Here is a 21,605-nt window from a genome sequence, read left to right as displayed (position 1 = left end):
TTTTCAATCCGTTGCTCTACCGACTGAGCTATCGCGCCGATGGGGCGTATTAAACAGGTTTCGTCATCAAAGGTCAAGTCAGTTACGCGTTTTTTTATTTAAGCGGCTATTTTTAAACCAAACCGCTCAATAAATGGCTCCGATCAGGTCGATAGTTTGCCAATATGCGCCAAACAGCGGTGAATGGCCCCACAGCCCGGCTCAAAACTGTTTACACCTTTTTCTTCTTCAAGGCGGCATGCCTCGCTGACCAAGCGCTCGGCGACACCTCGGCCACGATTGGCTGGATGCACCACCACATATTCAAGAATCTTGCTTTCTCCTTGTCCTGTACACCAGATTGCACCTATAATCTTGCTGTTAAATTCGGCTGTATAAACCGTGGTATACTGAGCCAGATTTTGCTCTAATTGTTCAACTGCATCTTGCCCGTCACCAAATTCAGGACTTGTATCGTACAGTCGCTCAAGCTGGGTGCGCATTTCTTCGTTTTCGAGTGAAGTATAAGCATGTACGGTTATAGGCATTGATTAACCCTCCTGAGCAAGCGATGGTGCTGTCACTTTTTTTGTCACAGCGAATTGATCTTTATATTCATCATTTTTGACGTTTTTTGAGGAACGTGTCCATGACAGAACGTATCAGTGAAGTGGTAAGAAATACCAATGAGACCAAGATTCGAGTTCGTTTGAACCTCGACGGATCGGGTCAGGGTACACTGAACACTGGAGTTCCATTTTTAGACCATATGATTGATCAAATCAAGCGACATGGACTATTTGATATTGATATTCACTGTGATGGCGATCTGGAGATCGATGACCATCATACTGTCGAAGACTGTGGTATCACCTTAGGCCAAGCCTTTGCACAGGCTTTGGGAGATAAAAAAGGTTTACGTCGCTACGGTCATTTTTATGCACCGCTCGATGAAGCCTTATCGCGTGTGGTGGTCGATCTGTCTGGCCGTCCGGGTCTGTTCATGGATATTCCGTTTACGCGCGCTCGCATTGGCAGCTTTGATGTGGATTTGTTTTCCGAATTTTTCCAAGGCTTTGTCAATCATGCCCTGATGACACTTCATATCGACAATCTCAAAGGCAAAAACAGCCATCATCAAATCGAAAGCGTATTTAAGGCCTTTGCCCGTGCCCTGCGTATGGCCTGTGAAATCGATCCGCGTGCGGCAGGTACCATTGCATCGACCAAAGGGAGCCTGTAATGACCCGTGTAGCCCTTCTCGATTATGGTATGGGAAATTTACACTCTGCGGCAAAAGCGCTTGAGCATGTGGGGGCTACGGTCGATGTGACCAATGACCCAAAACTAATTGCCAAAGCCGATAAAATTGTCTTTCCGGGTGTTGGTGCAATGCGTGATTGTATGCAAGGCATGCGTGATGCCGGTATTGACGAAGTCGTGCGTCATGCTGCATTTAATAAACCGGTACTGGCGATTTGTGTGGGCATGCAAGCTTTGCTTGAGCGTTCGGAAGAAAATGGCGGAGCGGATGCGCTGGGTATCTTTGAAGGTGTAGTGAAGCACTTCCCCGATATCGATGGCCTTAAAGTACCGCATATGGGCTGGAATCAAGTCCATCAGGGCGATCCGAGCCATCCAATGTGGAACAACATTGAGCAAGATGCCCGTTTTTATTTTGTGCATAGTTACTACGTTGAGCCAAAGCAGCACGATGTGATTGCAGCAACCTGTGACTATGGTCTGCAATTTTGTACGGCAATACACAAAGACAACCTGTTTGCCACGCAGTTCCACCCAGAAAAAAGTCATACCGCAGGCTTGCAACTGCTCAAAAACTTTGTGGAATGGAACATCTAAACCTTTTTTAGTCACTTCGCCTAAGATTGGGCGAAGTGGCAGCAATAACATTTTTGAATGGTATGTTTGACTATATTTTTAATGATTAAATCATTTCCATAACAATAGCATTGATGAAAAGGCCTATAAAAATGACGATACCTGATAATACTCCGCCTGCCGTACCTGGCAGCATTGATCGCCCTTTAAACTCCCGAGGCCGTATGGGCCGTTTGTCCTTTGCAGCATGGAGCCTGCTCTCTACCATTTTGGTGGTGGTTGCCGTTCTGGTTATTAGTCTGATTTTTACAAGTTTTCCTTCTGAATCGACAGCCGTGCAATTGATCAGCACGTTATTGCTGATTGCCTGCTATGTGGTGTTTTTATTTTATAGCTTTATTTTTATGATCCGCCGACTGCACGACCGTAACCACAGTGGCTGGTTGTCTCTGTTGTTTATTGTGCCGCTGATTAATGCAATTTTGGTGCTGTATTTACTGTTTGCCAAGGGCGATGCAGGCGCCAACCGATTTGGTCTGCCGCGTGGCACACCGGGCTGGGAAAAAGTATTGGGCTGGATGTATCTGGTGCTGTTGCCGATTCTGTTTATTGTTGGCTTTAGTACCAGCATGTTTAGCTCGTATCAAGAATATACCGAGCGCGCGACGGTGTTTCAGCCAGATACATTGCCAATCCAGCATTCAACACATTCGACACGTTTAAGCAGCTGATTTCGCGAAAAACCGATACTTATGGGCTTAGCGATTTGCAATTAGTTTGTTAAGATGGATCAAATTTTAGTTACATGATGATGCAAGGAACGAAAACATGCTGATCATCCCTGCAATTGACCTGAAAGATGGTAAATGTGTTCGCTTAAAACAAGGCCGTATGGAAGACGATACCGTTTTCTCTGACGATCCGGTGGCAACGGCACAGCATTGGGTCAATGAAGGCGCGCGTCGCTTACATTTGGTCGATTTAAACGGCGCTTTCGCAGGTACGCCAATTCATAAGCCTGTCGTTGAAGCGATTGCCAAAGCTCAGCCTGAACTGCCAATTCAAATTGGTGGTGGTATTCGTTCACTTGAAACCATTGAGCATTATCTCGATGCTGGCGTTTCTTTTGTGATTATTGGAACCAAAGCTGTGCAAGAGCCTGAGTTTGTCGAGCAGGCTTGCAAACAGTTTGCCGGTCATATCATTGTGGGCATCGATGCCAAAGATGGCATGGTGGCAACCGATGGCTGGGCCAATGTGACCAACGTGAAGGCCACCGATTTAGCCAAACGCTTTGCAGATGCAGGCGTATCAAGCATTGTCTATACCGATATTGCGCGTGACGGCATGATGCAAGGCGTTAACGTAGAACAGACCGTTCATTTGGCGCAGTATTCTGGCCTACCTGTAATTGCCTCAGGCGGTGTGACCAATCTGGACGACGTGCGTTTGCTCAAAGGCCAGCCGGGAATTTTAGGTGCCATTACTGGTCGTGCCATTTATGAAGGCAGTTTAAGTCTGCGTGAAGCACAGTTATTGCTGGATCAAAACGTAATGAACTAAAAATATTAGTACAAAAAAAGATGCCCCTTGAGGCATCTTTTTTTTGCTTTTACTGTGTACTTATCCATTGGTCCACGGCTGTGCCGGTGAGCCGATCCAGGCCGATTGTGCCGGAATTTTTTCGCCTTTCATGACCAAGGTCAGTGGCCCGAGTAAGCTTTGATCGCCCACCTCAGCATTGTACAGCACGATACTGCGACAATGTACGGTCACATGCTGCCCAATTTCCACACGACCGATTTTCATGATGCGATCTTCAAACAAATGTGTTTGCGGCCCACTAAAGCTATTGAGTTCGCTGTAATCTCCAATCGAGACACAGTCAAATTCGGTAATGTCTGCGGTGTCCATATACACCTGCTTACCCACTTTAACACCCAATAAGCGCATCAAGGCTGGGAGTAACGGCGTACCGCGCACATAGTTGAGGCAGTTTGGTATTGCGATCGATTCGTACAGGCTGGTAATGCCCTCACTTACCCATACAAACATGGTCCACATCGGGGCTGAACGCGGCGTATAACGACCAATCAATGCCCATTTCAGCAATACAATCACCAAGAAGCTGGCAATGCCGTACACCACACCAGACACCGCTAGAGTCAGTAACCCGATTGCCCAGCCCTGATGTACCACGTGGTCAATCACAGACAATACAATCATGTAACCCATGCCAATGGAGAAGGCCAGCGGCAATACAATGCGTAGCCCTTCAATTATACCGCGCATGAAGCGACGACCAAGGCTCGGACGGAAAGTAAGATGCTCTGGAAATTCACCAACCGATTCGCGCGCAGGCAAGCGTAGTGCAGGCGAACCAAACCAGGTTTCACCACTTTTTAAAACATCGTGCTCTGGAATTTTCGACTGCACGCCAATCAGCACGCCATCTGGCAAGCTTGTGCCGTCGGCAATGTAAGCACTGTTGCCCACAAAACTACGGCAACCAATCACGGTCGGCTGCAATACCATCCAGCCGCGGCTAATTTCTTCATCACCAAGCATGACTGCATCGGCAATAAAGCTCTCGTCACCCAATGACAATAGCTCGGGCACCACACCGGTTGCAGTCGAGACTTCGCTGTCACGTCCGACCTTGGCACCCATAAGACGAAACCAAGCAGGTGCATAAATCGTGGCAAAGAGACCATGGAGAGTTTGCAAACTGGTTTCAAAAATCTGGGTAGCAAACCATTTACGATAGTAAGTACCACTGTGTAACGAATAGGTACCTGCTTTTAAATTCGGCAAGATCACTTTTCGTAGCAGTGCAGCAAAGAGTGCGGTAAACACCACCATGACCGCACTGGCCGGAATGGCAAACAGGAAGTAACGGAACGCAGTAGACACACTGTTGGATGCCTGCAAAATACCGTGAAAGTAGTTCACATCAAACCAATCGACCAGAATAAAACTTGGGAAAATCGGAATAAAAAACAAGCAGCTAATAAATACCACGCTCAAAGCGTAATAACCCAGCTCTACTACTTTACGCCCTGCCGATGCTTGGGCACGTGAAGGCAAATGCGCAACATCTAACTGCTTGCTATAGCGTGCTGGTGCACCATCCCACACTTCAAAAGCGGGCACGGTTTTACCGTTACTTAAGGCAGAGAGCGCATTTAAATGGGCGTACTCTTGCAGTTCGGTATTTTCTTCAAGCACACTGTATGAACCGACATAGCTTTCTTTTTGCAGGCGGATCTTGCCGAGTACCAACTGACCTTGCTCAATTTTGGCATTTTCCAGATTCACCTGCGAACCCACACTGACCCCATCTTCAATGGTTAACAGATTAGGCATACGGATATGCACCGATCCGATATGAACGTTTTGTCCAATTTTGGCACCCAAAGCTTTCAGATACAGATTATTGAGTGTTGAGCCTGCCAGCAAATAATGCGGCGCAATGCCTTTCAAACGATCTGCTAACCACCAGCGGAAATACGTTTTGCCCCAGAGTGGATACTGGCCCGGACGAATGCCTTTTAACAGTAAACGATTGCCCACAATTGAAATGGCAAAACTGAGGATCAGGCTAAGCACGTATACACCGAGCGAAATTCCCATAGCGCGAAGCACGCTGTCACCCGGACTTCCCGTAAAGTAATGATAGCTAAAAAATGGCGCCAGCCATTGCAAAATGGTCAAGCCAATCAAGACTGGAATCACCATCATTTGTGCCACACCACAGCGGATACGTTTGGCATTATCGATATGATAGGCTTTGACTTCACGCATTTGCTGCTGCTTGGCCTGTTGCAGCATAAACTGACTGATCGCGCCGACTTTACGAAGCTGGTAAATATTTTGAATGGTCATTTGTGCATATTGCGGATATTCACGCAAATGCGAGGTTAAAACGGCAGCCAGTAGCGAGTGCCCACCTAAATCATCAAAAAAATCTGCCGAAAGCTGAATGGCCTGATTCGGAAAAATTTTCGCCAGACAATCAAATAAAATCTGTTCGGCTTCGTTTTGTGGCTCGTCAGATACTGCGCTATCGATGTGCTGACTTAACTCCAGTTTGCGCAGCGCGTTACGATCAATTTTACCAGAAAGTAGGCGTGGTACCTGATCGACCAGTTCAAAGCGGTTCGGCACCATGTAGGCCGGTAAGCGTGCTTTTAAATAGGCACGAATGTCCTTCACCTGAATGCGGTCTTTTTGTTCCTGATCGAGAACAATAAAAGCCACCAACTGGTCCATATCGTCGTCACGGCGCAGCACCACGGCCGCGGTTCCGATGCCGTTTAAATCACACAGGCTGGCTTCAATTTCACCCAGTTCGACACGAAAGCCACGAATTTTGACCTGATCATCGGCACGGCCAAGGCATTGAATCTGTCCGTTTTCATCCAGACGCGCCAAATCACCGGTACGGTAAAGTTTGAGTTCGTGCTCGTTGTTGGCCCACGTGTTTTGAATAAATTTTTCTGCTGTAAGTTCCGGTCGCCCGAGATATTCACGTCCGACACTTGGCCCAAAAACACACAATTCGCCCACTTCGCCCTGTGGCACCAGCTCAAGCTGGTCATTGAGTACCAACATCCCGTAGTTCGGTAATGGCACCCCAATGGTCACCGGTTCGTTGGCATAGACACGTGCCAGACTTGAAGTAACCGTAGTTTCTGTAGGTCCGTAGGTATTAAAAATCTGGTGATGCGGTAAATCCCAACGTGCAACCAGTGCTTCGGGGCACATTTCACCGCCTAAATTGATAATCCGAAGGTTGGGTACATCTTCTGGAAATAAAGCCAGTAAGGTTGGAACTGCATGCAGCACCGTGATGTTGTGCTGCTGTAGTGCTTTACATAAACGCTCTGGGTCGGTTACCAGATCTTTGGGGGCAATCCAGATGCTGGCCCCCACCAGATATGAAATCCAGACCTCTTCAAAAGACATATCAAAGGCAACTGAAAAGCCTTGATAGACTTTATCGTCATGCCGAACACCCAGCACTGAGTTTTCAGAACGTAAGAAATGACAAATATTGGATTGTTCAATCACAATCCCTTTGGGTTTTCCGGTCGAACCCGAAGTATAAATAATATAAGCCGGATCGGAGCGCGCCGCACGCTGCATCACAGGCGGCAAATTCGTTGGCTGGTTCAGCTCGGCCACAGGCCACACGGTCTGAGCCAGTTGGGTCAACTGCGCTGCCCAGTCTGTGCTGGTCACAATTCCCTTGGCTTGTGCATCGTCTAGACAGACCTGAATGCGCTCGACAGGCACATCCATATCGAAGGGTAGCCATGCCGCGCCTGCCTTACAAATCCCGGCTTGTGCGATTAACAGATCGGCACCGCGCGGTAGCCACAACCCCACAATATCACCAGCCCGAATACCGCGTGCGATCAGTTGCTGCGCAATCTGATCGGCTTGTGCGGCAAGCTCTGCGTAGCTGATCTGACGATCTTGATCAATTAAGGCAATATGCGTCGGGTACTGTGCTGCCGTGGTGTCTAAAATATCTGAGAGAACCTCAGCCTGGATAAAGTCGGGTCGCTGTTCGCCACGAATGACTGAAGGAATATGAATTATTGCGTTCATAGGATATCCAAATGTTCGCCATCGATTGTATTTATCGTTCATTTTGCGGAACAAAATTGAGGATAAACCCCGTGGTCGATCTGCTGCGGTTAAAATCAGCGCATCACCACAAACAAGCACCCAAGAGTTTTATTTATTCTTTAGGCAGATTGTTCAGGTTTTATACTAGGCAAGATTGCTTAATTCAGAATTAAAAAAATCACCTGTTTTTTTAATCTGATTTTAAGTTTTCATATTCGTTCATGAATAAGTAAATGTATTTTATTCAATTTCAAAAAGATCAAAAATAATCATGGAGAACGCTTTACAAAATCTGTGTAATTATTTACATCAAGATTAAATTTTAATTTTTATATAAAAAACAATATCTTATTTTTTTTAATTCATTTATTTTTTAAATAATATGGCACTCATCAAAATCTGATAAGAAAACTATCCTATCGATTTTTATATTTTAAGCAATATACTAAAGTTGGATATGATTATTCAAAATTCTTTCTTGCTTTTTATTGCATAGAGTCATGAATGAAATAAAAAAGAGGCCTAAGCCTCTTTTTTTAATATAGATACAATCACACAATTAAAGATACATCGCCTTATTGTCATTTAACGCAATCAAACCACGAATTGCACGGTAGACAATCCAGATCCACGAAAGACCAATCACCGCCACACAGAAGGTACTCGCAGACAACGCCACGCCGGCAAATAGATTGTCGTTATTGCCTGTGAAAAATAAAAAGAAAAATGGCACAAAGGCAATAATATTCCAGAACAGATACCACCAAAAGGTACGGATCTGCCATGTAAAGTGCGAGGCAAGCCAAGTGCCTTCTACATCCTGACGCTTCACGTAATTGATAATGAGCGCGATAATGGCCAGTAAGCCGGCACTAAAAATTGCAGCAATATATAAAATATAAAGGACCAGTGTGAGGGTTTTATTAGATTGAAGTTGTTCAGCAGGAAGATTCATATGTCACCTTTTCGTTTTTCTATTTAAGGCCTCTCTAATGGATCAAAACATTCAGCGGAGAGACCAACCACAGTAATAAAATTATATTTAACCCTATGGTACAAAAATAAATCTTACGAAAAGGTTGTTTTTGTGTTTTATGTCGCAATTTTTGTTGTGCCAGCCACGCAGCCGGCCAGCCACCCAAAAAAGCCACCACATGCAAGGTACTTTCCGCAATACGTCGAGTACCGTTTTGCGCGGCTTCTTTGTCTTGTGCATATAACCAGTAGCTCAACACATTCATGAGCGTAATAAAAATAAAGCTAAAGGGTGGCAGCAGCTTGCTAAAACTCAAAACGGCCACCACCACAATATACAGCACAGCAGCCAGCTGCATAGGCACCAGCGCAGGACGCGCCGCAGGCACCACCGAAGGCGCCTTTGAACGACTTGGCGCGCGGCTATTTCTGGCTTTGACGTAAACCACCTGCTTGGCCCGAAAACGCCCCTGCTCATCTAAAATCACCACATAATCCAGTGCACAGCCCACCAAAGGACGCGGCCCTTTGCGGGCAAAGTCGCTGATATGTAAAAACACACGTTCTTTGTTCATATCGTCGGGTTGAATAAAGCCATAGCCTTTTTCATCAAACCATTCGACTAAGCGTCCCTGATCACGCATGGCAATGTCTTCCTTAGGCAGCAACAACCTGTAAACGATTGATTAACATCTGACGCATTTCAAGCGGATTTTTTTGCATGATGTCGTCTCCCGTACGCCCTTCTTCAAGATTACGCTGAGCCACTTGCAAACGCATTAACCAAAAACGACAGGCTGCCATAGCCAGATAAACACCCAGACAGGCCTGTTCATCTTCAGTTAAAACACGTACGCGCTGATAAGCTTCAACAAACGCATCGGCATGAGCCTGATCCAGCTCTGGCAATGGATAGCGTGTACAAAAATCATTGATGGTAATGGCGATATCAAACAAGAAATCGTCTTGATTGAGTTCGGAAAAATCTAAAATACCTTCCAGCACATCACCCACAAACAAGGTGTTGTCTCTAAACATATCCGAATGAATCCAGCCGCGAGGTAAATCGGGATGCTGCGTACGGGTCTGGTTAAATAGCGCGTAAACATAATCCAGTAATTCAGCATCTTCCGATGACATTTTTGGCTTGAGTTGCTGACCCACAGCAGTCCAGTAGGCATGATTACGGCGCACACCACGTTCGAAGGTTTTGTGTTGCAACGCCAGATGCAACTCGGCCTGCGCTTTGGCGATGGCTTCAATCTGGGCTTGTGTAGCCGGAATCGGGTGCTCGCCTGCAATACGCGGCGCAATCTGTGCCGGTTTGTTGGCAATGCTATGAATATATTTGCCCGCATAGCTTAAAGGCACCGCCACAGGTACGTGATGCTGGCCCAAATGTTCAAGCACAGGGGGTAATTCACTGGCACCTTGTTCGTCAAGTTGTTCAAACACAGTCAGCACATACTGTTTGTGCGCGCTGTCGACTATAAAGTAGTTGGTGTTTTCAATACCTCCCTGAATTGGAATCAAGTCAATCACCTCTAATCCGTAAGGCGATGCGAATGCTTGAACGTCCTGTAAACTCAACGGGGTATAAACCGACATAGAAAACCTGCGTGAAACAAATATAAGTTTGATAGAATAGCCACACAGTTTACCAAGATTCTTGATGATCTCGGAAAATTTATTTATTTAGACTCATACTGTTGGATGTCACAATGCTTGCAAAACGTATTATTCCCTGCCTTGATGTCGACAATGGCCGTGTCGTAAAGGGCGTACAATTTTTAGATATCCGTGATGCAGGTGACCCTGTGGAAGTCGCACGCCGCTACAACGAACAAGGTGCAGACGAAATCACTTTTCTGGATATTACAGCAACGCATCATGGACGTGACACCACCTACCGTACAGTCGAACGCATGGCAGAAAGCGTTTTTGTTCCGCTTACCGTGGGCGGTGGCGTACGTAAAGTTGAAGACATCCGTTTATTGCTCAATGCCGGTGCAGACAAGGTCAGTATTAACTCGGCCGCGGTGTTTAATCCGGAGTTTGTGCAAGAAGCCTCACAACGCTTTGGCGCACAGTGCATTGTGGTGGCCATCGATGCCAAAAAAACCGGCGAAAATAAATGGGAAATCTTTACCCACGGCGGACGCAAACCCACTGGCATTGATGCGCTGGAATGGTCAGTCAAAATGGCCGAATACGGTGCCGGCGAATTGCTGGTGACCAGTATGGATGCCGATGGCACCAAAGCCGGTTACGATATCGCCCTGATGCGCGAAATTAACAACCGCGTTTCAATTCCGACCATTGCCTCTGGTGGCGTAGGAAATTTGCAGCATTTGGCCGATGGTATTTTACAGGGCGGTGCCGATGCCGTGCTTGCAGCCAGTATTTTCCATTTTGGTCAGCACACCATTCCAGAAGCCAAACAGTTTTTGGCAGCGCAAGGCATTGAAATGCGTCTTTAATTGGCAGCACATCATCAGGCCACCTTGCGTAGCCTGTTTTGTTGATGGGTGCAATCGGTAGCAGTCAGCGCAGTAGGTGTCCACTTTACAGGGCGTAAGCGTTCAACCGCATGGGTGAATCGCTGTGAAACAGCCCGAGGCAACCAAATACCCAGCGGATTGGCCTCTTTTAAATCGGGTGAAGACACCACGCGTGTACCCAGCAGATAATCAAACCACGGTTTGGTTACGCACCAGTTGGCATCCTGATTGGCATTCATATGATGATCGACATGCCATGGAATACGGCGCTTGGCCCAATCGGGCTGTAAATGCGCTTTTCGATGCACATAAAAATAATTGATTGCACTGTAGGCCGCCGCAATGGCCATGCCTTTGGAAAGCGGTGCAAATATGGCTATAGAGGTCGCTGCGACCACGCCAAGTGACAGCAGTTCATTACGTGTACGCCAGCTGGCTAGCCCCTCGACATAACAGTCATCATGAAAATGCTGTGTTTTTACTTCACGATGATGTGCCCAGTGTGACGCCATACTTCGAGGAACCGGGCTATAGCGTGGCTGTCCTGTACGGTGTACGCCATGCAGAATATATTTATGCGCCACCCATTCAAAGCCGTTGGCCACAATTAATCCGGCAATAAATCCTTTAATCATAGTGTTCTCCTCAATCCTGACTTGAATATATGAATTTTTCTGTGCTATGTATTGACGAAAAACCACGCAATATTGACAAAACACGACAACATGGAAAGTCGCTATGCTCACAGTGAAAAATTATGCAGGCTCGGTTTATGGCGGACTTGGGCAACTCCTGATGTGCTATTGCGAGGCCGAACAGCTGCCAGTACCCGACCGTTTACAGGCGATTCAACGGCTTGAGCGCTTTGACTATGTACTGTGGCGTGAGCTATTAGATGAGCTGTATCAGTTGCGCCCTATAGCGGGGCTGGGCTTAAAAATTGCGAGCCACGTACAACCTAAACATTTGGGCATTTTGGCTTATATTGCGCTGTCGTGTGAAAGTTTGGGCGATGCACTCAAGCGCTATCAAGATTTTTATCGACTGGTTTACGATGGTAGCCCGCTGAAGGTCGAGCAGCACGGTGCTTTTTTTTCTATTCGCTGGGAAGAGCCCGAACCCCACCCGACCCAGCTTACCGACGAAATAGCCATGGCGCTGATGCTGCAATTTTTACAGCAGTTTATGTGCAAAACCCGTATCGAGCTGTATGAAGTGCATTTTATCAATCCACTTCCCAAAGATGCGCCAGTCTATAACCGTTATTTTCAGTGTCCGGTACGGTTTTCACAGCCGAAAACCCAGCTTTTGATTCCGCTCAGTGAAGCCAGCAAGGTCGTGGGCAATGCCGATCACACCTTACAGCAATTGCTGATGCAGCAAGCACACGCCCTGCTCGATCGCTTGCCACACTCGACCCAACTCGACCAGCGCTTGCAGCAAATGATTTTAAAAGGCTTACAGCAAAACCAGTACCAGATTGAAGTCATTGCACAGCAGCTGGGTATTTCGGTACGCCAGTTACAGCGCCATTTGCAGCAGCAACACAGTAGCTATCAGCAGCGGGTACAGCAAGTGCGCTACATGCTGGCCACCGAATACCTGAGCGACCCGCACCTCAGCCTGCAAGACATCGCCCTGTTACTGTGTTATTCAGAACAAAGTGCTTTTCAACGGGCCTTTAAACACTGGTCGGGGCAAACACCGCAGCAGTGGCGACAGCAATCGCGCCGTTAGGCAAATGGATTATCGATTTCGTCGGGATCGGGGCGCTCTAAACGCTCGGGCAAAGGTGATGCCTCAAGCTCGGTCACCACAGCATTGATGACACTTTGTAAGGCTTTGGCAAATGCTAGGCCTTGCTGATCTTTGGTCAGTTGTAGATTGCCGTAAACGCTCACGCAGTCGGTCTGGTTTTCGATGGTAAGATCGTCAATTGCCATGGACTCGGTGCCATTGACATAAGGTGTAAACATGCTCGGCCTTTTCTTATGATTGTATGAGTGTTTTAGCTTGCAGCGATTTGCGCGTGATTGCAACGGGCAAATCGCTGTGTGCTGTTAGCGTAAAATCTGCAAGAAATAGTGCAGTAAGGCATCGACCAGCTGCTTGATTAAAGCCTGCTTGGTGTCGTCGTCGATTCCGCCCGAAGACGACGGTGGCGTCGATCCGCTGCTTTGCTGGGTAAACTGCTTGCTTGTGGCTGCAATGGTGTCAGAAGATGCCTCTTCGGCACATTGGCTCTCGCCATCCCAGTGTGCATAGGCCAGTGGCTGGTTTGGCTTAACCTGCGCAGCGGTTTTAGGCAGCTGATAGACATTGCGTTTTTGCTCTTCGGTCAGCTGCGGAAACAAGTTGATTCCGAGTTTTTCCTCTAAATAACACACACTGACCACATTGACCTGCAACGAGTTGTTGTTGGGTGCATAGTACGCGCCAATGGCACCTGTTTTAGGCATATACACCGCCTTATACACCGCAGTCGGGACAATCACGCCACGGCCAATGGTTTTTAGGCGTTGCCCTTCAAATAATGGCCCGGTGACCACGTAGACATCTTGCTTTTGCTTGACCACAATCGCACGGGTGGCCTCTTCAAGCTCACGCCAAATATGCTGATTATTTTTAGGTGCCTGTGGCACCATGTTTGCCAGTGAGAAACTGTCGTGCTGGGCTTTTAAATCGCCCATGTCACCGTTGGGTGCCATATGCCCGCGGTCGTAACCCGAGCCACGATAATCGCTCAATAATGCGCGATGTGCTGCATTGCCTACACGGGTTTCTTCATGAAAACTGTCTTCACGCTTGAGCTTCACACTCAGGCGCGCTGGATTGAGATATTCGGCCGACCACAATGGTGTTTTGGAAACTCCGGAATACATCACATTAAAGCCGTTAAAGCACAGCGCATAACTATTGTTTTGCAGGCTTTGCTTCATCAGCACAGGCGGAACGTCACGGTAAAACTGATTTAAACAGCCCGTGTTATGTTTGAGCGGTGATATCCACTGGCTGATTTTGCCTTCGCCAAAAGCGACCGCAAAACTGCCCACGGCCACTACGCCCAACAGGAGTTTTCCCATGTACTGATTCTTTTTTCGTGCCACGCGCGATTCGATATCTAAAACCAAAACAAAAGCTTAACAAGCCCGGATTTGCCTGTACATCAAGGTATACCCCAATCGATCAAAGCATCAGCACAAATTGATCAATAAATCATCTATACGCGTAACAATTTGTCGTTTTAATTTTATTGTTCGCTTTCAAAGTGCTTGTGTTTCGTATCTTTGATTGAAACAGCCATCAGGGTTATGACAAGGTAGACCCCTGTAAACGATAAGATGAAAAATAGGTATTACATATGAAAGCCCAGTTATTGTGTTCAGTCGCGTTGATTACAGGTACGCTTAGCATGACCGCATTTGCAGAAGCGCCTGTACAAGCAGGCGAAACGCTTGAAAGCTTATCGCAAGTGAAAGTATCGACCACAGTGAATGGTCAGCCAGGCTCAATTGCAGATTTGGTCAACAGCGGTAAAGTGCAAGTGATTGCAGGTGCTCAGCCTAGCGCACCAGCGATGCAACCAGCGCCCGCTCCTGAAATGGCGGGTGGTGCCGAAGCGCCTATGCAGGCGCCAGCAAATGCAGCGATGCCAGCACCCGAAGCCGCAGCGATGCCGGCACCTGAAGCAACTGCACAACCATCTGGTGCAGCAGCGCCACAGGCTCCACATGCCAACGCCATGCCTGAGCAGCCTGCGCCAATGCAAGCTGAATAAGCCAACCGGCATAAAAAAACCAAGGCAGTTGCCTTGGTTTTTTTATGCTCAGATTTCGATCTGACTGCCCATTTCGACCACACGGTTAGGCGGGATCTGATAAAAATCACTCACCGGACTGGTATTACGTTGCATCGAAATAAACAGCTTTTCACGCCAAGGCGACATGCCGTCTCCTACGGTATGAATGAGACGATCACGAGAAATAAAGAAGCTGATTTGCATCATGTCAAATTCAAGACCCAATGCCTCATAAGCCTGCTGTAACGCTTGCGGAATGTTGGGCTGATCTTTAAAGCCGTAATTCATCGAAATACGATAAAAATGATCGTCCATTTTTTCAATCTCGATCCGATCGGCATCGCTTACATACGGAATATCCTTGGTAAACACTGTCACCATGATATTGCGGTTGTGCAACACCTTGTTGTGCTTGATATTGTGCAACATGGCATGCGGCACAATATTCTGATTACCGGTCAGAAAAATTGCATCGCCCGGTACAAAATGAGTTTCCGAGCTTAAACCGATACTTTTAATAAATAGCCCAATCGGTAAGGCATCGGTTTCCAAACGATGATGCACAATTTCACGGCCACGTTTCCATGTCATCAAGATGGTAAACACCACCACCCCAATCACAAACGGCACCCATCCACCCGATAGAATCTTAAGCGAGGTCGACGCCACAAAAATTGCATCGAGGGTAAAAAACGGAATAGCAAACAGCGCCACTTTCCACCACGGCCACCCCCAGGCACCATGTGCAAGTACCGCAATCAAAATGGTGACACAGAGCATGGTCATGGTGACTGCTACCCCGTATGCACTGGCCAAATTACTGCTTTTTTCAAACAGGATAATCAGGATAAATACCGAGATATACAGCACCCAGTTGATAAACGGCACATAGATCTGGCCTTGCTCGACATCGGAGGTATGAATCACGGTTAAACGCGGTAAATAGCGCAGCTGAATGGCCTGATTAACCATAGAAAATACACCAGTAATTACCGCTTGTGAGGCAATGACGGCGGCCGCAGTGGCCAGCCCGATCATGGGGAAAAGCGCCCACTCGGGTACCAGTAAATAAAACGGATTCGACACCGCTTGCGGATCGCGCAATAACAGCGCGCCCTGACCGGCATAGTTCAGCATCAGGCTTGGACACACCACAATAAACCATGCCAGACGGATTGGCATACGCCCGAAATGGCCCATATCGGCATATAAGGCTTCGCCGCCTGTCATGGTGAGCACCACAGAACCCATGGCTACAAAAGCCACAAACGGCTGATGTATGGCAAACTCAAACGCCCAGATTGGATTGATAAACCATAAAATATGTGGAGTTTGAATAATACTCCATAGCCCGAGTGCGCCAATGGAAATAAACCAGAGCATGGTGATCGGGCCAAAAAACTTGCCCATGGTGGCCGTACCATGGCGCTGAATTACAAACAGTGCAGTAAGAATGCCCAGCCCGATTGGCATAAGCCATTGATCAAACGCAGGCGTGGCAATACTTAAACCCTCGATGGCCGAGAGCACCGAAATGGCAGGCGTAATAATACCATCGCCAAAAAATAGCGAGGCACCAATAAAGCCCAGCGCAATCAGGTAGATTTTTTTGTTGGGATCAAGCTGTTTGATACGCAGCAACAAGGCCAGTAGCGACATAATGCCGCCTTCGCCGTTGTTGTCGGCACGCATGACGATGCTGACGTATTTGAAACTGATGGAGAGCGTAATGCACCAAAAGATTAAAGATAGGATGCCAAAGACCGTCGCTTCAGAGATATTCACATGCGCACTGGTGAACGTCTGAGCAAAGGCATACAAGGGACTGGTCCCGATATCCCCAAACACTACCCCTAAGGCGGCTAAAGTCATCGCTGGAAGCGCGACTTTTTTTGCAGAACTTTGCATATAATATCTTCGATTTGGAACAGTATTTTTTCGCAATATTATCACTAAGTTCTAAGTTTTTCTCTAAATCAATTGTTTCATACTTGGCAGAATACAAAATTTTCGCTATTATCGCTCGCCTTGGTGAGGTGTCCGAGTGGCTGAAGGAGCACGCCTGGAAAGTGTGTATACGTTTACGCGTATCGAGGGTTCGAATCCCTCTCTCACCGCCAAAACATACGAAGTAGCCACCGTAATGAAAAAGCTTGATCTTGAAGAGGTTGGGCTTTTTTTATGTCTGAATGAATCTGATTTCAACTATTGCAGTCTTGATATATCGGAAAGATATAAATGATAGGCAGGATTATTTAGTTGTAATTTTCATCACAGACTCTAAACAGAATGATCTTACCCCACACTTAAGTAAAGCGCTTAAATCTCGCAAAATTAAAAAATATGGCTCGTCTGGATATGTCCGTATTTTCTTCCTTTGTTGACCATATGAATCGCTATCACGGCAATCTCGTGATTAGATCAGCATTACAACTGATGACGCTAACTTTTGTCAGAACAGCAGAACTTAGAATGATGAAATGGAATGAAATTGATCATGAGAATCATTTACAAAGAATTCCAGCGCATGAAATAAAGATGGATATGCCTCATATTGACCATTATCAAAACAGGCTTTAGAAATACTAAAAAAATTCAACCAATCACAGGCATAAAACCTTATGTTTTCTATAATTACAGTAAAGCTAAGCCAATTGGCAGCAATGCTTTTTTATATGTAATTCATACAATGGGCTACAACGGTAAAATGACAGGACATAGATTCTGTAAACTTGCATCCACTACCCTGCATGAGCAAGGTTATATGCATGATGCGATTGAAATCCAATTAGCTCATAGAGTTGGAAATGGTGTATCACAAGCCTACAACCATACACAGCATTTAAATTATTAGGTAAAAATGATGCAAGAATGGTCTGATTTTGTTGATAGTTTGAGATGCCTCACTCTTAACTAATACCAAGTAGAAAAGGGCTAAGCACCTATCGTTATTATTTCTTACCTAAATTATTTAATCCTTTTAAGATTAAATAAATAATTTCATCAATAAACTGACTATTAACAAGTCTATAGTATTCATCTACAGTTAAACCACTTTTATTAGCTAACTTCTCAATTGTTACATCTTGGATAACTTGATATAATTCAGTATAATTAAACTCATCTGATTCTGCATAAACATAAGTCATAAAATCCTTATAATCAGAATCATTTTTTTCTTGCCACTCTTGCGTTAAAACTTCTGAAATTCTATTTGAAGCAATTGAATCACAAATATATTTTACTACTCCTCCAAAGCCACCAATCAAAAAAATAGGCTTACTGAGCTTAGCTGCAATATAGAATTCCTCTAAGACACCTGGCATGAATCCTTTATATTTTTCTAGTTTCCCCCCTGCAAAGATCCTAATATCAGAGCTATTGATAGACTCCATCCTCATCGCACTTAAACATTTAGCAATAATATATCTGTCTTTGAGGGTTTTGACCTCTAACCATGAGCTTGGATCGATTTCTTTACTGAACTCATTAGGTAAATCATAATTTATTTGATTTAGTACTTCATAATAATCTGCCTGATAATCCAATGACTCTGGTAATAGGTGTAAAGGCCAGGCTAAATGATTTTCAACACTGAATGATTTTTGGGGAAGCCTATTCTTTAGGATACTAGCTTCTTCTAAAATGAATTCTGTAAAACCATTTGTTCTCAAATCTCCTCCATAAATAAGAATATTTTTATTTACTAATAAGTGCCTAGCAAGTTCTTGAGACAACCTTTTAAGTTCATCTGGGTGAATATGTAATTCATTAAAATCTATTTCTCCATAATCAGAAATAGAAATACCTACTCTAAAATTTTGTTCCTGTTGTTGTGTGTTAGACCATAATGGAGTAAATACATTGACTTTCAGATAGTTAACCCAATCCATTTCCTCTGCATAAATAGGGGGTTCAGGATAACAAATAGTCAACTCATCAACTTGCATTTTCTCTTTTAAATATACTATCTGTTGAATTTCAGGTGGCCTTGATAATACTATAGCGGATTTATCTATCCATCCCTGATCTTTATAATATTCCAACAATAGTTGTGAATAACAAAATCTGATAGTTTCCATTAATGCTGCTATTAAAATATTTAAAACTTCATCTTCTAGTGGAATTTCATTTGGTGCTATATGTACACATGGAACGTTGCCAGAGGGTGGGAATATTCTATCTTCATATACCTGAAGACAGTTCACAGAAATAATTGGTCTGTCATGCTTCTTTGCTTCTAATATCTCTCTTTGACACCAATAACGTGATGAATATTCATCAGTTGTAATTGAAATTAGTGTTGATTTTTTAATATGCTTTATTATTTCTTCATTAAATTTATAGCCTACAGTAATTTCAGATGCATCGAAAAAATTATTCATATTCGTGCCATCAATATAGTTCTTTATTGCTCGAGCATAAACTTCACCTGTACCACCCTTTTTAGCATGGCTTAAAAAAAGCTGAATAGATGAATCAACTCCTATGCTCGAACTTTTTAAATCACTGAATCCATACCTGAATAACTCATGTGAAAGTGACAAAATAGATAGCTGATTTTTAATTTTTTTATCAAACTCGTAAGCTCTAATAAAATGTAAACTATTTAATGCACCTTCCTCTCCTGAATGCTTTAAAGCATAGCTATCTAAAGCGATTGGAACAAGATAATTAGGCTCACTATTAGATAGACTATTTAAATATTTTCTCCACTTAGAGCAAATTAGAGTATTCCTACTCAAACATATAAAAATAATATTTCTTTTTGCAATAGATATAGGAATATCATTAGGAGGGAAATCTAATGAGCTATAAAAGAAAGTTGGAATATTTAACTCACGAGAAAATGGACGATCAATATCACGAGTTAAATATTTTCTAAATATGCCACAAATATCATCAAATTGATCATTATCTTTCTGATGCCAAATAAAATGAGCTGCTAAAGGTGGATTAATATAATTACTCAACCTCATATCTCCAATAAAAAAAATATCAAAAATCAATTAAATTTAAATATTTTAAAAATATTATTTTTCCTAATCACTGGAAACTCTCAGCATTTCTTTTAGCTGCAATATCCACTTTCCCTCTTTTATTAAATGATTCATTTATATAAAATTCACAATTACTAATAAAAGTAGAATATTTCACTAATGAACAATAAACTTCTGTATCAGAGTAATGATAAACCCCTGAATATGTATGATTTTCTCGAACAAGATATGGTAGGAGGTTATAGTAACCCTCCAATTTATTTCTAATGTTTATCCCACAGTTACAATCAACATGCGTGCAAGAGCTTTTCCCGAAAATTCGGTCGTATAATTCATCACGAATAACTCCAAGCAAACCTGAAGGATTATCCCCCCACAAAGAAGCTTGTATTTCAGAATTTATAAATGGGCGACTATAAGTTTCTTCACCAATTAATACTAGTGTTACAGTAGAGTCCGCAATGTAATTTTGGCGTATTTTCCTCATAATGCTTTCATCACTTATTTCTGTATTGATATCCCCATCATTTACAGATTTATCAATAAAATGATCACCACCAAAAGTTGCTATGATTTCATTTTTTAAATCTTGTTCTTTATCATGATGGTAACTTATAAATGTCTTATGCATAGAAAGCATTACTCCCCTTAAAAAAATAAAATTAGCGCTTTTTAGAAAAGATTAAATATTAATTAAGAAATAATTAATATTTAATTTCTTAAGTAGACTTGTATTTCTTGTAGAAGCCACTATTTAATAATTTATATTAAAGTAATGGATCATATAAGCGAAATGCAAAAAAAAAATATTTTTATTAGTCATGCCCATGTAGATGATGATGGTCTTCAAAAAACCAAGGATCTTGTTAAAAGTAAAGGATTCGACATTAGAGATTTTTCTATAAATGCAAATAAACCCAACAATGCAAAAGCAGAGGATTATATTAAATATCAAATCTTAGCCCCTAGAATTAAGCAATGCTCAGTCTTAATGGTTTATATCACTCCTCAAACAAAAGATAGCTATTGGGTTAACTGGGAAATCGAATATGCACAAAAGCTAGGAATTCGAATTGTGGGTGTATGGGCGCATGGTCATCAAGGTTGTAATATTCCAGAATCATTAGACAATTTTGCAGATGCAATTGTAGGCTGGAATAGCGATTGTCTCGTAAAAGCAATAACAGAAGCACCAATATTTGAGCACTACAAAGCTCCTTATGTTGCTCGACATCTATGTGGTTAATTTATGAAAATTTTTTCGTACGTCTTAGATCGAGATATAGGTTTCGCACCTAATCCTTTTTTTGATTTTTGCACCTTAGCCACATGTAAACCAGATATACGTAAATTTGCAGAGGTTGAGGATTGGATCATTGGTACAAGTTCTACTACCATAAACAAGCCAAGGCATATAATTTTTGCAATGAAAGTTACTGAGAAAATGACTTTTAATGAATATTGGAACGACCCAAGATTTGCGAGTAAAAAACCATTTCTCTTTGGTTCTCGTAAATATCAATACGGAGATAATATTTATTACCAGGAAAATGAAAAGTGGTTTCAATTACCTTCTCATCATACTGAAGAGGATGGTAGTATAAACTTATTAAATCTAAAAAAAGACACTAAATCTGAACACGTATTAATTAGTGATCATTATTATTATTTTGGCAACAATTGTATTCCCATTCCACTCGAATTAGAACAAATTATAAAGGAAAGACGAGGTCATAAATATGTAAATACAGAATTACATCAGCAAGTACTTAATTTATTGAAAGAATATACTCTAGGAATTCATGGCACCCCTCTTTTATGGGAATTTTTAAGTTTAAAAAATAAGCAGCTAACTATTACATTCTAAAGTAGTAA

General features: G+C 43.7%; 20 protein-coding genes, 1 tRNA gene and 1 pseudogene. 11 read left to right on the top strand and 11 right to left on the bottom strand.

Annotation, left to right across the window (positions count from 1 at the left end):
* Positions 1 to 143: 143 nt before the first annotated feature.
* On the bottom strand, positions 144 to 527 hold the full coding sequence (locus tag ADA42_RS11820) for a GNAT family N-acetyltransferase (protein ID WP_004934135.1): 384 nt from the start codon (positions 525 to 527) through the stop codon (positions 144 to 146).
* Positions 528 to 628: 101 nt separating this feature from the next.
* Between ADA42_RS11820 and hisB the strand changes: the two genes are divergently transcribed.
* The 4 genes from hisB (at position 629) to hisA (ending at position 3,381) form a co-directional block, all read left to right on the top strand.
* Entirely contained in the window at positions 629 to 1,222 is a 594-nt protein-coding gene (gene hisB, locus ADA42_RS11815; RefSeq protein WP_004934134.1) for an imidazoleglycerol-phosphate dehydratase HisB, read from the top strand.
* Complete coding sequence (gene hisH, locus ADA42_RS11810; RefSeq protein ID WP_004934131.1) at positions 1,222 to 1,839, top strand: imidazole glycerol phosphate synthase subunit HisH; 618 nt, start codon at positions 1,222 to 1,224, stop codon at positions 1,837 to 1,839. Before hisB ends, hisH begins: the two co-directional genes overlap by 1 nt.
* A 131-nt stretch (positions 1,840 to 1,970) precedes the next feature.
* A complete protein-coding gene (locus ADA42_RS11805) occupies positions 1,971 to 2,549 on the top strand; it encodes a DUF805 domain-containing protein (protein ID WP_048765357.1) in 579 nt (192 codons plus the stop codon).
* 97 nt (positions 2,550 to 2,646) lie between these two features.
* The gene (gene hisA, locus ADA42_RS11800; protein ID WP_048765356.1) at positions 2,647 to 3,381 is read left to right on the top strand and encodes a 1-(5-phosphoribosyl)-5-[(5-phosphoribosylamino)methylideneamino]imidazole-4-carboxamide isomerase; all 735 of its coding nucleotides are present in this window, start codon (positions 2,647 to 2,649) and stop codon (positions 3,379 to 3,381) included.
* Between the two features lie 60 nt (positions 3,382 to 3,441).
* Here hisA and ADA42_RS11795 read toward each other — a convergent pair whose 3' ends face one another.
* The 4 genes from ADA42_RS11795 to ADA42_RS11780 all read right to left on the bottom strand — a co-directional run bounded on the left by ADA42_RS11795 (position 3,442) and on the right by ADA42_RS11780 (position 10,038).
* Positions 3,442 to 7,434, bottom strand: coding sequence for a Pls/PosA family non-ribosomal peptide synthetase (locus ADA42_RS11795; protein WP_048765354.1), 3,993 nt, complete (start codon positions 7,432 to 7,434; stop codon positions 3,442 to 3,444).
* Positions 7,435 to 8,014: 580 nt separating this feature from the next.
* Positions 8,015 to 8,410, bottom strand: coding sequence for a DUF4870 family protein (locus tag ADA42_RS11790; RefSeq protein ID WP_004934122.1), 396 nt, complete (start codon positions 8,408 to 8,410; stop codon positions 8,015 to 8,017).
* Between the two features lie 34 nt (positions 8,411 to 8,444).
* A complete protein-coding gene (locus ADA42_RS11785) occupies positions 8,445 to 9,074 on the bottom strand; it encodes a DUF1294 domain-containing protein (RefSeq protein ID WP_025094638.1) in 630 nt (209 codons plus the stop codon).
* A gap of 13 nt (positions 9,075 to 9,087) precedes the next feature.
* Positions 9,088 to 10,038, bottom strand: coding sequence for a homoserine kinase (locus tag ADA42_RS11780; protein ID WP_004934118.1), 951 nt, complete (start codon positions 10,036 to 10,038; stop codon positions 9,088 to 9,090).
* A gap of 113 nt (positions 10,039 to 10,151) precedes the next feature.
* Here ADA42_RS11780 and hisF point away from each other — a divergent pair, with 113 nt between their 5' ends.
* Positions 10,152 to 10,910 (top strand): imidazole glycerol phosphate synthase subunit HisF, encoded by a 759-nt coding sequence (hisF, locus tag ADA42_RS11775; protein ID WP_004934116.1) that lies wholly within the window; start codon positions 10,152 to 10,154, stop codon positions 10,908 to 10,910.
* Positions 10,911 to 10,924: 14 nt separating this feature from the next.
* Here hisF and ADA42_RS11770 read toward each other — a convergent pair whose 3' ends face one another.
* Complete coding sequence (locus ADA42_RS11770) at positions 10,925 to 11,566, bottom strand: hypothetical protein (RefSeq protein WP_048765352.1); 642 nt, start codon at positions 11,564 to 11,566, stop codon at positions 10,925 to 10,927.
* Positions 11,567 to 11,669: 103 nt separating this feature from the next.
* On the opposite strand from ADA42_RS11770, the gene ADA42_RS11765 reads away from it, so the two are divergent.
* Positions 11,670 to 12,668: an AraC family transcriptional regulator gene (locus tag ADA42_RS11765; RefSeq protein ID WP_048765351.1), complete on the top strand. Its 999-nt coding sequence runs from the start codon at positions 11,670 to 11,672 to the stop codon at positions 12,666 to 12,668.
* Here the strand turns inward: ADA42_RS11765 and ADA42_RS11760 are convergent.
* Together ADA42_RS11760 and ADA42_RS11755 are read right to left on the bottom strand one after the other, a co-directional pair.
* Positions 12,665 to 12,907, bottom strand: a complete 243-nt coding sequence (locus ADA42_RS11760) for a hypothetical protein (protein WP_004934110.1) — start codon at positions 12,905 to 12,907, stop codon at positions 12,665 to 12,667. The genes ADA42_RS11765 and ADA42_RS11760 overlap by 4 nt on opposite strands.
* Positions 12,908 to 12,991: 84 nt before the next feature.
* Positions 12,992 to 14,014: a DNA/RNA non-specific endonuclease gene (locus tag ADA42_RS11755; protein WP_048765348.1), complete on the bottom strand. Its 1,023-nt coding sequence runs from the start codon at positions 14,012 to 14,014 to the stop codon at positions 12,992 to 12,994.
* A 278-nt stretch (positions 14,015 to 14,292) separates the two neighbouring features.
* On the opposite strand from ADA42_RS11755, the gene ADA42_RS11750 reads away from it, so the two are divergent.
* Positions 14,293 to 14,709: a hypothetical protein gene (locus tag ADA42_RS11750; RefSeq protein WP_004944895.1), complete on the top strand. Its 417-nt coding sequence runs from the start codon at positions 14,293 to 14,295 to the stop codon at positions 14,707 to 14,709.
* Between the two features lie 48 nt (positions 14,710 to 14,757).
* Here ADA42_RS11750 and ADA42_RS11745 read toward each other — a convergent pair whose 3' ends face one another.
* On the bottom strand, positions 14,758 to 16,638 hold the full coding sequence (locus ADA42_RS11745; protein WP_004934101.1) for a potassium transporter Kup: 1,881 nt from the start codon (positions 16,636 to 16,638) through the stop codon (positions 14,758 to 14,760).
* Positions 16,639 to 16,760: 122 nt separating this feature from the next.
* On the opposite strand from ADA42_RS11745, the gene ADA42_RS11740 reads away from it, so the two are divergent.
* Positions 16,761 to 16,850, top strand: a tRNA-Ser gene (locus ADA42_RS11740).
* A 165-nt stretch (positions 16,851 to 17,015) separates the two neighbouring features.
* A pseudogene (locus tag ADA42_RS11735) lies at positions 17,016 to 17,584 on the top strand (tyrosine-type recombinase/integrase); the annotation flags it as partial.
* Between the two features lie 97 nt (positions 17,585 to 17,681).
* Here ADA42_RS11735 and ADA42_RS18780 read toward each other — a convergent pair.
* On the bottom strand, positions 17,682 to 19,703 hold the full coding sequence (locus ADA42_RS18780) for a TIR domain-containing protein (RefSeq protein WP_228137608.1): 2,022 nt from the start codon (positions 19,701 to 19,703) through the stop codon (positions 17,682 to 17,684).
* A gap of 73 nt (positions 19,704 to 19,776) precedes the next feature.
* Entirely contained in the window at positions 19,777 to 20,361 is a 585-nt protein-coding gene (locus ADA42_RS11725; RefSeq protein WP_048765371.1) for a TIR domain-containing protein, read from the bottom strand.
* Between the two features lie 162 nt (positions 20,362 to 20,523).
* Between ADA42_RS11725 and ADA42_RS11720 the strand changes: the two genes are divergently transcribed.
* Together ADA42_RS11720 and ADA42_RS11715 are read left to right on the top strand one after the other, a co-directional pair.
* A complete protein-coding gene (locus ADA42_RS11720) occupies positions 20,524 to 20,976 on the top strand; it encodes a TIR domain-containing protein (RefSeq protein WP_048765346.1) in 453 nt (150 codons plus the stop codon).
* A gap of 3 nt (positions 20,977 to 20,979) precedes the next feature.
* A complete protein-coding gene (locus ADA42_RS11715) occupies positions 20,980 to 21,597 on the top strand; it encodes a hypothetical protein (protein WP_048765344.1) in 618 nt (205 codons plus the stop codon).
* The last annotated feature ends 8 nt before the right edge of the window (positions 21,598 to 21,605 follow it).

It is taken from the genome of Acinetobacter sp. 243_ASPC, assembly GCF_001054715.1.
In the GTDB taxonomy this organism is placed as follows: Bacteria; Pseudomonadota; Gammaproteobacteria; order Pseudomonadales; family Moraxellaceae; genus Acinetobacter; species Acinetobacter soli.
The sequence above is the reverse complement of the archived record's forward strand: the minus strand, read 5'-3'. Positions and strand labels throughout refer to the sequence as shown.